8 protein-coding genes are annotated in these 12,055 nt (G+C 52.1%); 6 read left to right on the forward strand and 2 right to left on the reverse strand.

Going from position 1 to position 12,055, the window contains the following annotated elements; translation table 11 throughout:
* Positions 1-238 precede the first annotated feature (238 nt).
* The 4 genes from SIB64_RS12290 (at position 239) to SIB64_RS12305 (ending at position 8,092) form a co-directional block, all read left to right on the forward strand.
* Positions 239-4,858: a hypothetical protein gene (locus SIB64_RS12290; RefSeq protein ID WP_413440484.1), complete on the forward strand. Its 4,620-nt coding sequence runs from the start codon at positions 239-241 to the stop codon at positions 4,856-4,858.
* 288 nt (positions 4,859-5,146) lie between these two features.
* The gene (locus SIB64_RS12295; RefSeq protein ID WP_413440485.1) at positions 5,147-6,103 is read left to right on the forward strand and encodes a permease; all 957 of its coding nucleotides are present in this window, start codon (positions 5,147-5,149) and stop codon (positions 6,101-6,103) included.
* Between the two features lie 13 nt (positions 6,104-6,116).
* The gene (locus SIB64_RS12300) at positions 6,117-6,773 is read left to right on the forward strand and encodes a TIGR03943 family putative permease subunit (RefSeq protein ID WP_413440486.1); all 657 of its coding nucleotides are present in this window, start codon (positions 6,117-6,119) and stop codon (positions 6,771-6,773) included.
* The gene (locus tag SIB64_RS12305) at positions 6,770-8,092 is read left to right on the forward strand and encodes a hypothetical protein (RefSeq protein WP_413440487.1); all 1,323 of its coding nucleotides are present in this window, start codon (positions 6,770-6,772) and stop codon (positions 8,090-8,092) included. The genes SIB64_RS12300 and SIB64_RS12305 overlap by 4 nt, the downstream gene beginning before the upstream one ends.
* Before the next feature lie 143 nt (positions 8,093-8,235).
* Here the strand turns inward: SIB64_RS12305 and SIB64_RS12310 are convergent, their stop codons facing one another.
* Complete coding sequence (locus SIB64_RS12310) at positions 8,236-9,387, reverse strand: hypothetical protein (protein WP_413443014.1); 1,152 nt, start codon at positions 9,385-9,387, stop codon at positions 8,236-8,238.
* A 47-nt stretch (positions 9,388-9,434) separates the two neighbouring features.
* Positions 9,435-10,346: a metal ABC transporter substrate-binding protein gene (locus SIB64_RS12315; protein WP_413440488.1), complete on the reverse strand. Its 912-nt coding sequence runs from the start codon at positions 10,344-10,346 to the stop codon at positions 9,435-9,437.
* Positions 10,347-10,504: 158 nt separating this feature from the next.
* Here SIB64_RS12315 and SIB64_RS12320 point away from each other — a divergent pair, with 158 nt between their 5' ends.
* Positions 10,505-11,158: a metal ABC transporter ATP-binding protein gene (locus SIB64_RS12320; RefSeq protein WP_413443015.1), complete on the forward strand. Its 654-nt coding sequence runs from the start codon at positions 10,505-10,507 to the stop codon at positions 11,156-11,158.
* Positions 11,151-11,951 (forward strand): metal ABC transporter permease, encoded by an 801-nt coding sequence (locus SIB64_RS12325; RefSeq protein ID WP_413440489.1) that lies wholly within the window; start codon positions 11,151-11,153, stop codon positions 11,949-11,951. Before SIB64_RS12320 ends, SIB64_RS12325 begins: the two co-directional genes overlap by 8 nt.
* Positions 11,952-12,055: the final 104 nt, after the last annotated feature.

Genomic DNA, 12,055 nt, shown 5'->3' on the forward strand with positions numbered 1-12,055 from the left:
AACCTATTGAAAGCCAAAATAGATCAAATCGTCAACACACATAACAGGTATTCAGCAGCGATTCACCCAAAGCCAATAACAAAAGAGATGGTGCGCTTTAAACACAGCAATAAACAATAGAATGAGAATTATTCTGCAAAAATTATAGAACTCAAAGCTGATCAAAAAAACAACCGATCCGGCTCACAACGAAAAGCTGTAATGCCAATCACAAGGCAAAATAGGGGAGAGAGGCCTGATGACCAGCTTGGACAAAAAGCTCCTGCAGACGTGGAAAGCTCAACTGAGTTCCTGGGCACGGGAAGGGGATCTGCTTGAGGCATCAAAACGATCACTGCGACTGAAGAAACCGCCACGAGATCTCAAGCACTGGATTGAATCTGTCTCAACGGGAGACGATTTCAAGTTGCCTCGGATCACGCTGCTCTCAAGCGAGGCGATGCAGGGGGCCATCGGTGCCTATGCCGGCAGCACCAAAACGATTTATCTCAACCGTCAATGGAGTAAAACTGCACAAGCTGACGATGCTATTGCCGTACTGAATGAAGAGCTCGGCCATTATCTCGATGATAAATACAACCCAACAGACACTCCTGGCGATGAAGGACGTGTTTTTGCACAATTCATCCTTAATGGGAACAATGGAAACGAAAATGCCTTTGACCCAAAACAGGAAAACAACGGATGGATCCATGTTTCGGGAAACTCGATCCAGGTGGAGTTCTTAAAATGGAAAGGTACAACAGGGAACGATATTTTCCCAAATAACTTACAAAATAATGCCGATCATGACAAACTATCTGGGTTAGGCGGAAATGATACAATCAATGGTGGAAATGGAAATGACAAGATTGCAGGGGGAGCTGGACATGATTCGTTAGAGGGTGGTGATGGTGACGACACCCTGGATGGAGGGGATCATAAAGATACTATCATCGGTGGAAACGGAAATGACATAATATCGCTGAAAAAATGGGGTCACAAAGCAGATGGAGGGACTGGAAATGACTCTATTATTGGCGCAAATCAATCAGATATCATAGATGGAGGGACTGGAAATGACACACTTAAAGGCAGCGGAGGCAAAGATACGATCAAGGGAAACAACGGTAGCGACAACATCGATGGGGGAAGCGGAAATGATTTAATTGATGGGGAAAAAGGGAACGATAAAATTGAAGGTAAAAATGGTAATGACAAAATTACGGGCGGGAATGGAAATGACACTATCAATGGTGGCAATGACAATGACACAATCGATGGTGGTAACAATAATGACAACATTACAGGCGGGAATGGAAATGACAGCATCCTGGGAATGGGCGGGGATGATTCGATTAATGGAGGTAATAATAATGACGAAATATATGGTGGAGGCGGGAATGACATTCTCAACGGAGGAAAACATAACGACGAAATCACTGGCGGCCAAGGCAATGACACAATCAATGGTGGGCATGGCACCGACATAGCCATTTTCTCAGGTGATCGCTGTGAATACACAATCAAGTATTCCAATCCATCTGCCTCACTTAATGCCAACACCATTACAGTAAGTGGCCCAGATGGAACCGACAAAATTAAAGCAGTTGAAAAACTAAGCTTTGATGATGACGATATAGACAATGTCAACGCAAGCCCCACATCGAGTGATCATACCAAAACGAGTAAGGAAGATACACCAACCACTTTGGATCACGCTGATTTTGGATCATTTAAGGATGCGGATTGCGACACACTTCAGTCCATTAAAATAACCAGACTACAAGATGCCGGCACACTCGAATTTGACTCGACAGGAGCTGGAGATTGGGCTGATGTCAACCTCAATGATGAGATCACAATCGCCGAACTCGATGCGGGTCGCCTGAAATTCACACCTGTCAAAGATGAAAATGGAGATGATTACACAACGATTCGCTTCAAGGTAGGGGACGGGGATGTATTGAGTGAAGATGCTTACAGCCTGACCATCAACGTTGACCCTGTTAATGATCTCCCGGTTCTCAGCAATGCTGATGGCACTCTTGCCTTCAAAGAAGGCGATGGGCCGTCCGTCCTTGATGCATCACTGAGCCTCAGCGATGTCGATGACAGCACGATTGAATCTGCCATCATCAGCATTGCAGACAATTATCAGTCCGCAGAAGATGTTCTTGGCTTCATCGATCAAAACAACATCTCTGGCTCTTACAACAGCGCCACAGGAGTGCTTAGCCTTAGCGGTTCAGACAGCCACGAAAACTACAAATCCGCACTTGAATCGGTCACCTATAACAATATTTCAAGCAATCCAATCACAACACCACGCACCATCTCTTGGCTGGTCAATGACGGTACAAATTCTTCAACACCGGTTAGCACAACTGTCACACTCAATACCGTCAACAATCGCCCTGTGCTCGGCAATGCCGATGGCACACTTGCTTTTACGGAAGGTGATGGGCCGTCCATCCTCGATGCATCACTGAGCCTCAGCGATCCCGACGACAACACAATTGAATCTGCGAGCATCAGCATTACAGACAATTATCAATCCGCAGAAGATGTTCTTGGCTTCATCAAGCAAAACAATATCTCTGGCTCTTACAACAGCGGCACAGGAGTGCTGAGCCTAAGCGGTTCTGACAGCCACGAAAACTACAAAACCGCACTTGAGTCGGTCACCTATAACAACATTTCTAGCAACCCAACCGCATCACCACGCACCATCTCTTGGCAAGTCAATGACGGTACAAATTCTTCAACACCGATTAGCACAACTATCACACTCAATACCATCAACAATCGCCCTTTGCTCGGCAATGCCGACAGCACACTGACTTTCACGGAAGGTGATGGGCCGTCAGTCCTCGATGCATCACTCAACTTCAATGATGTCGACAGCAGCACGATCGAATCAGCCAGCATCCAAATTTCCGCCAACCACCAAGCAACGCAGGATGTTCTTGGCTTCATTGATCAGAACAACATCTCTGGCTCTTACAACAGCGCCACAGGAATGCTCAGTCTTAGTGGTTCCGACAGCCTCGAGAACTACAGAAATGCTCTTAGATCGATCACCTACAACAATATTTCTGAAAATCCTATAACGATGGCACGTACCATCACTTGGCTGGTCAATGATGGTAAAGATTCCTCCACACCGTTCAACACATCCGTCACCCTTAATGCCATCAATGATCGTCCTGAATTAAGCAATATTGATCAAGAGAGTATCTTCCCCATAGGAGATCAACCTGTGGTGCTTAGTACATCACTCAGCCTGAGTGACATCGACAACACCACAATCGAATCAGCCACTGTCAGTATTACTGATAATTATTATGCAGCAGAGGATCGTCTGGGCTTCAACGATGATCCCGATGACAATATCTCTTGGGATTACGATAGTGAAGCAGGAACCCTCACACTCAGCGGATCCGACAGCGTTGCAAACTACAGAGTAGCCCTTCAATCAATCACGTACAACAACACATCGAGGAACCCAACCACCGAACAACGCAGCATTTCTTGGCAGGTTGACGACGGTCAACATTCATCCGAATCAATAAAAACCCTCGTCAAAATTACAGCTATCGGGAGACAAGCGGCCTCACCAGATCGAGATCCTGATCCGATATTGTCTCGTCCCCAAGATTCCAACACCCCAACGGATCGTCCTGCATCGGAGCAACTGAATCCTGACAACGCTGTCGCCAGCAAACCAGCTCAAAATACACAACCTGATCAGCTAGCAGAACCGAACGAATTCACAGCTGTTCCCCAACGTCCACAGGAATCAACGGAACCAAACAGTGGTAGTGCTGCTGAGATACCGGCGCCGTACAAAACCATTCAACCCGCCGATCTCCTGAGCGATCGCTCGCAGGAACTCCCGATTCGTATTTCAACCCTGCAATCTGAAAATAGGGATGCGATTTACCATCTCAAGGCTGATTCCAAAAAAGGGACCAGAATTTTAGACCTGAACCATAAGACGACAGGTCGAGACCAAGATCAAGAAGGTACATCAATTCAATATTCAATTGTCAGCGGAAACAGAAAGAACCTTTTTTCAATGAACAAGAAAGGCATCCTTTCTCTAAACAAAGATTGGAAAAAGTTTGCGTCCAGACAAATATCTGAAACGATCACAATCAGTTGCTCAAAGCCCGAAAGCCAGGAGCCAACCTTTGTTCAAGCTGAAATTGTTTTCGGCAATTCATTTCAACCAAACAATTGCCTTTCGATCGGCCATATTATCCAACCGACAAACAACAAGTTTCAAGGATCTTCTTGTCCAGATCTCTGGACTGGGCATAATGATGCCGAGTGGATTCACTCAAAAGCTGGCCATGATCACCTGCGAGGCAAAGCAGGGAACGACACAATCCAAGCAGGAAAAGGCCACGACACAGTTCACGGAGGTCCGGGACTCGACAGTTTGAGTGGTAATAGCGGTAACGACCGGCTCAATGGACGCCGCCGTGCAGACGTCCTTCGTGGTGGGCCGGATCATGACGTATTAAAAGGCAGGCGAGGCCCGGATCTTCTTTTCGGGGAGCAAGGCGATGACACGCTCCGTGGTGGATCAGACAACGACACACTCCAGGGGGGGCCTGGCAATGACGTTCTGCAAGGCAGTGCAGGCGATGACATCCTTGAAGGGGGCACCGGTGCCGATTTATTCAGGCTCTCAACGGGGCTCGACAGAATTATTGACTTCGATCACAATCAAGGAGATCGCATCAGCTTCGGAGCTCACATCAATCTCAGTATTCAACAACAAGGCCCAGACCTCTTACTCTCAGATCCTAATCACAATATAAATACCATCATTGAACAAACCCTTCTCGATCAGTGGAGTAATCAATAAGCCATTCAATGATTCTTCGTTTAGAACCACCCCCTATTACTCGCGCCGCCTCTAGGCAGATAGACAAGCCATCTTCAGGCGAATCAAATCAAAGACGAACACTATCAAAAGCCAAATACAAAAGAACACCTCAAGCAATTAGAGTCAAGCAAAGTGCGCTGAATTTGCTACGACGTTTATCTTGTGCTCATCATCAAATTGCCAAGTACTTTTATGGTGGTTCATCTCAATCGTGTTTTCACAAGCTAGTTAGGCCCTCCAGCCCAAGATCCAGGCTCAACCATCACATTGGAAAAACTTGCTACCGCCTGGGCCATCTTTCAGGGATTGCTGCTTGAGGCTCTGCCATTCCTGCTTCTTGGTGTTGCAATCTCTGGTTTGGCGCGTTGGCTGGTGCCCCAAACCAACTGGGTGGATCGACTCCCCAGGAATCCCATCAGTGCCCCGATCATTGGAGCACTGATGGGGTTCGCATTGCCGGCCTGTGAATGCGGCAATGTTCCTGTGGCACGGCGCTTATTAGCGAGCGGCGCGCCACTAGGGACCGCCTTCGGCTTTCTTTTCGCGGCACCGGTGCTCAATCCAATCGTTCTGGCCAGCACCTGGGCCGCATTCCCAAATCAACCCTGGCTGCTGATCGCGCGTCCGCTTGGAGCCTTTCTGATCGCCTTGCTCCTCAGTGCGCTGCTGGTGCAACTTCCCGAACCACAACTCTTGGAAGGGGCACTGCTAAGCGAGCGGCGTATGAGCCAACCACTCAGCAAGCTTGGGCTGCTTGATCGCAGCAGCGGCCTGATCGGTGCAGCCCTGCCGGACACCAAGCCGAAACGGGTGGAACGGCCGTCCATGGGTTTGATCATCGATCAAAGCAGCCGCGAGTTTCTCGACCTCCTGGCACTGCTGGTGCTGGGTTGCATCATTGCTGCTCTTGTTCAAACCTGGCTGCCCCGCAGCTGGTTGCTCGCAGTTGGCGGAGCGCCAACGCTGTCCATCCTCGCGCTGATGATGCTTGCGGTGGTGGTGTCGGTCTGCTCCAGCGTGGATGCCTTCCTTGCACTCGGCTTTGCCGCCCAGGTCACCCCAGGGGCCCTCTTGGCCTTCCTGCTCCTGGGGCCGGTTGTCGATCTGAAACTCGCTGGTCTGTTCACGGTCCTGCTGCGACCGCGTGCCATTGCGATCACAGCGTTAGCAGCCAGCGTGGGGGTGCTCTTGATCGGTCAATGGGTCAATCTTTGGTTCCTGTAACCGGGAGGAAGGCATGATCCGCAGCCTGTTGCTTCTGCTCTGGGGCTGGATCGTGCTCTGGAGCGTTCACTCCGGCCGGCTGGATCTGCTGCTGCGCGGCGTGTTTCATAGTTTGGTGGGAGCATCGGGTGTTGCGCTCGTGCTTGCTGGAGTCGTCCTGTTTCACCGCAACATCGCTCGACGCGAGCAGCAGGTGTCATGGCCATGGATTGCCTCCGGTGCAATGGCCATGGCTGTGTTGCTGATTCCACCCAACCCATCCTTCAGCGACCTTGCTTCAACGCGCCCGCAAGGGCTGCCGGAACCTCCCGATCTGGCCTTTGTTCTGCCACCCGAACAACGCACACTCACCGAATGGGTTCGACTGCTGCGTGCACAGCCCGATCCAGATCTTGTCGAAGGAAGCCCCGTCAACATCAGTGGTTTCGTTCTGAAACGGGACAATCAAACCGCCCAGATCGCTCGCCTGACTGTGCGTTGCTGCCTGGCTGACGCAACCCCTGCCGGCCTGCCTGTTGCCTGGCCAACCGGCATGAAGCCGCAAGCCAATCAATGGCTCTCCATCCAGGGGGCGATGGCTGTTGAGACGCGAGATGGTGTGAGAGTCGCTGTTGTCATTCCAAGGACCATCACGCCGATTGAGCGACCTGATCGTCCCCTTGAGCCATGAAACGCCGGCTGTACGGACTGCTCATGGTCGCCACTCTTGTGCTGATCGCTCAGCAACAACTCCTGCAGCGACGCCCACCCCGTTTAGTAGAGATCAAACCTGAACCGATCCATTCCGGCAGTACCGCTCTGAATGTGCGATTCAGCCGGCCAATGCAGCGCAGCAGCGTGGCCACAACAAGTGTCTTAAAGCCATCGCTCAAGCATCGCTGGCTTGGCACCGACACACCGCTCCGTCTGATCGTCGATGCAGACCGGCCGATTGAAGCAGCTGTTGAACTCACGATTGCTGGAACAGACCAACGGGGAAACGCACTCCAACCCCAACGCTGGTGGTGGGACCCTCGACCGTGGTTGCTGGTGAGCCGGGTGACGGATGAAGGAGAGCAGCTGCAACTGCTGACCAGAGAGGAAAAGTGGCAACCATTAAGCCCCGTTTGGTCGCAGATCCAAACCATTGTTCCCCTCGGTAACGGGCGAGGCGTCGCCATGGTTAGCAGCGACGGCAATCGAGAAGAGAGGATTTGGTGGAAACGGCTCATACCCCATACGATTGCAACCGACCGGAGTGAACTCACCCAACCGACAGCACTGGCCCTCGAACCACTTCTGGAGAGTGATGTTCTGTTCGCCCATCTGAGCAGCAACCTGATCGGCGATCTACTCGTGCAATCTGGAGGGCTTACCCCAGGCAGTGAACGGTTCGAACTGATCCGATCCAACGGGAAACGCCAGCAACTCGACCTGCTGGCCTCAGGGCCGATGCAGCTGCTACCCGGTGGAGGTGGGCTGATTGTGCCGACCTACAACGGCCTGACACTGCGACCGCTGATTGATACGGACAAACCTGCCCAGGTGCTTCCCGGCAGCCGCGAGGTGGGTGCACTCTGCGCAGCCTCGGGCCGCGCAGTGCTGATTCGGCACTGGCCCGACTACCGACGGTCCATCGAACTGGTCATTCCAGGATTGGCTCCCAAACAACTTTGGCTCGGTGAACAGGCAGTGCTGGCCGTGAGCTGCAACAGCAGTGGAAACCAGATCTGGGCTGTCCTCGGCAGTTGGCAGGGAGAGGAGGGTCAGCACGAAATCATCCAAATCAGTGGGGATGGAACCATTCGTGATCGTATGAACATGAGTCCATGGACGCTCAAACCAGGAACACCTCTTCAGTTCGATCCGATTAGCCAGCGGCTCCTCCTGACAGTCACCAAGACAGAACTGGACAACGGCAGACCCGGATTGATCAATGCAACTCCCCTGTCATGGGATCGGATTCTTCCGGTTGCGATCAACGAGGCCCAGTGGTTGATCGCAGGTTGAGCATGATTCTGCAGCTGTTTTTAAAGTCTGATTGAGCTGCTGGATCCCCATGGGTCTGGAGATCCTTGTGCTCATAGAGATTGCACTGCTCACGCTGCTATTGATCTCGGATCAGGGCTCTGGTTGACCCCGATCCGAAGCGATCAGAAGCTGAAGGTCACGCCTGTACCGACGTGATGTTGCCAACCTTGCCCCCAGCCGGGAGCATCGACATCGCTATAGGTGGGCCTCCAGTGCGCGAAGACAACGGCATCTCCGATCGGAACAGAAACCTCCAGCTCACCTGCGAAATCGGTGCGCTGATCCAACCCCGAATAGCTACCGGGTACATAGAAACGGGGCCCAGCATCAAGGGTGATGTTGACCTGATCGACGTTGAAGCCAACACCAACTCTCGGGTCCGTGTAGTTCCCCATCCAGACACCATCGGATTCCCAGCCCTGGCGATGGGACAACGACAGGAACACTCCATCGATAATATCTTCGATGCCATCCCCTAGGGCAAAGTCGACATCACCATCGCCAAGGGCCCAAACCAGCTCAGCACCCACCTCGTTCTTCAGACCCTGAATGTCATCTCCTTGATCACGGGTGACGTAATAAGGCAACCAATCAACAGACAAACTCAGACGGTCGTTGGGTGCGTAGCGGACCTGCACGAACCCACGAACGTCTGATCTCTTCAGCCTGCTGTCATGGGATCCGTGATCGTCATGGCCGGCATGGTCGTCATGTTCTCCATGGTCGTCATGATCATCGTGCGCTTCGCGTGCCTTCCTGGCTAGGCGGCGTTTGGCCCGGTGGTGATGGCCATCATGGTCGTGATGATCATGATCAGCGTGGTCATCATGATCAGCGTGGTCATCATGATCATCGTGATCAGCATGGTCGTCGTGATCAGCATGATCATCGTGGTCGTCGTGATCACCGTGATCGGCATGGTCATCGTGATCGCCGTGATCATGGATGTGCACCTTTCCGTAGAAGTGCTCGGCTTCACCCCAAACGATGGAAGGCCCAACAGCCGCTTCGATCGTAAGGCTGCCACCATTTCCAAGCCCCCATTCGAAAACCCCACCAAACAGTCCGTCGAACGCGTAATGCGACGGACTTCCCTCCAAATTGGTTTCCAAGCCACCATGGCCCTCAATCGTGAGGACGGGAGTGAAGTCGAACTCACCGGCCTCCAGCGCTTCTCCACCACCACCGCCGTGGGAGCCATGGGCCAACACTGGAGACGGCGAAACAAGGGGAAGGGCGAGAAGAGCGAGGAGGGAAAAACGAAAACGAGACATTCGGGTCATCACAGAAGGGGGCAAAAGAGATATGAACAATCAGGTGGTCAACGGATCGCCTTCCATTGCGTTCCGAGTTGCTCTGCAACCACGCGATCGCAGCTACCGCCCTGCCCTTTGACGAAGGTGCAGATGTTCAGGGTTGCCGTCGAAACAGCCGATTGACCAGGAGCCAACCCCTCGGCATAGAGAGGTGTTGATGCGATCGGCAAACCTGTACTGCGGCTGATACGTTTCAGCGTTTTGGTTGTGGGAACTGAGCCTGCAAAAATTGTTTTGGCCTCAGACGCCTTCACGGCCTCCGTGATCTTTTTCAAGCTGGAGGGACGAAGAACGCCTCCTGTGGTGTAGCTGTCCAGCATCGTGATCTGCTCGATGCCGTAGCGGTCGGTGAGATGGCTGTAAGCCTTGTGGTCTGTTACGAGAACACGTTTCGGCTGGGGGAGACCATTGACCTGAGAGGCGCCCCACTGATCAAGATTGGCGAGGACGGCTTGAGCCTTCGATGCCCGTGCAGCCAGAGCTGAGCGTTCATCAGCAGGAAGGATCGGGGCCAGATTGTTAGCAACAACCTTGACGATCGCCGCAGTGTTGGCTGGCGAATGCCAAACATGTGGATCATTGCCTCTGTAAGCAGGTAAGGCGACTTCCCCAACGGCAACGATTTTCCCAGAACTCGAAATCTTCTTCGCAGACGGGGTCAATCCAAAGCCAATGTGCACCACGAGCGCAGCGCGGGACAAAGCCTGCCTGTCACTTGGTTTCAACCGATATCCGTGGGGGTCACCACCGGGCGGGATCAAGCAGGTCACCTTCGCCGAAGAGCCAGCGAGGGTGCGGGTGAGGTCACAGAGAGTGCCGTCGACTGCCACAATGCTGGGTTGTGCTGCATAGCCCGGAGCTGAAGCGAAAGTGGTTGTGATGGCAACCAGAGACAGCACGACACTGGCGCGAGACAAAACCTGAGCAGACAATGGACTTTTCAATGAGAATCATTATCATAATGTTCAAATTCAAGCCCGCCATCAACATCACTTGATCCGCATCACAAACTGAACCAAACCGTCTTTTGAACAATTCCCATTTATCCACTTGCACTGACTTGAAAGCACGCGATATGTGCTTCAGCTACGAGGGGCGGCAAACAATTCAGGATGTCAATTTGGATCTGAAGGCTGGGACTCTCACCGCCCTCGTTGGTCCAAACGGTGCAGGAAAATCAACCCTGCTCCATCTGCTTCAGGGTCGACTGAGCGGAACCAAAGGCTATGTGGATTGTCAATGCGAAATCGCGTTGATGCCCCAGCGAGCTGCGATTGATTGGTCCTTTCCAATCACGGTGAAACAGATGGTCAAACTGGGCCAATCCTGTCGAGCGAATCACGCCAACATCCTCAGCATTGAAGAAGCTCTGGAACGTGTCGGCATGGTGGAAATGGCTTCCAGGCGTTTAAGCCGATTATCAGGCGGACAACAACAACGTGTGCTCTTAGCCCGTGCACTGATGCAGCAAACAGGGGTGTTGCTGCTGGACGAACCGTGCAGTGCAATCGATCCTCCAACCCGTGCACATCTGCTCACGGTGATGCGGCAACAAGCCAAGGAGGGGCAAACGTTGTTGGTCAGCAGCCACGACTGGGGACGCGCCCTCGACAGTTACGACCAGGTTATTGTTCTGGATCAAAGAGTTTTAGCCTCAGGAACACCACAACAGGTGCGTGAAAAGTTAACAGATCTGACCTGCATGATGGGAAGTACTTGCTGTGATTGATCCCAATTTCTGGTGGCTAACACCATTGCTTTTGGCCCTCCTAATAGGATTGATCTGTCCAACCACTGGTGCATTACTGATCACTCAACGGCGGATTTTACTCGCCAACTTGTTGGCTCATTCCGTTTTACCAGGGCTGGTACTTGCGTTGGCATTTGAGCTTGACCCAACAATCGGCGGACTCATCAGTGGCCTGATTGGTGCCTTGCTTGCAGAAAAACTCAACCAACAATTCAAAGGCCGCGAAGAAGCCGCGATGAACACTGTCCTGGCAGGGTTCACAGCCTTGGGGGTGCTGCTTGTTCCATTACTGCAGGCTCGCGTTGATCTGGAAACCATTCTTTTCGGAGACCTGCTGGCCGCCAACAGCGCAGATCTCATCCGCACCTGCATTGCCACAGCAGCGCTATCGGTTCTTCTACTGAGCCGTTATGAGGATCTGGTCTTCATTGGTATCGATCCAGATGGTGCCATCGCGGCAAAACGACCCGTCAATCAAATTCGTTTTCTTGCAATTGTGATCACCGCTTTGGTGGTGATCAGTGCCATCACTGCCGTCGGAATCGTTCTTGTGATCGCCTTGCTTTGCGCCCCAGTCCTCGTCCATATTGAAGCCAGTAGCAGTTTGCGAAGCTTGATGCTTCGTTCTGCAGCCACCGGCCTGTTGCTCTGCGGCAGTGGCATGACAATTGCCATGGTGGCCGATCTTCCTCCAGGGCCATTAATTGGCGTCTTGTGCGTCGTTCTCCTCCTGGCCAAAAGCACGGCATCTCAATGGAATCCATCCAATTAACACCCAAATTATTCAAAAACTGAGCGTCAATTAGCTGCATACAAAAAACGAATTCTATACCTTCAAATCCCATGCCTAAAATCTCACCCAAAGACGAGATGATT

Source organism: Synechococcus sp. MIT S1220 (assembly GCF_047303025.1).
Classification (GTDB): Bacteria; Cyanobacteriota; Cyanobacteriia; order PCC-6307; family Cyanobiaceae; genus Parasynechococcus.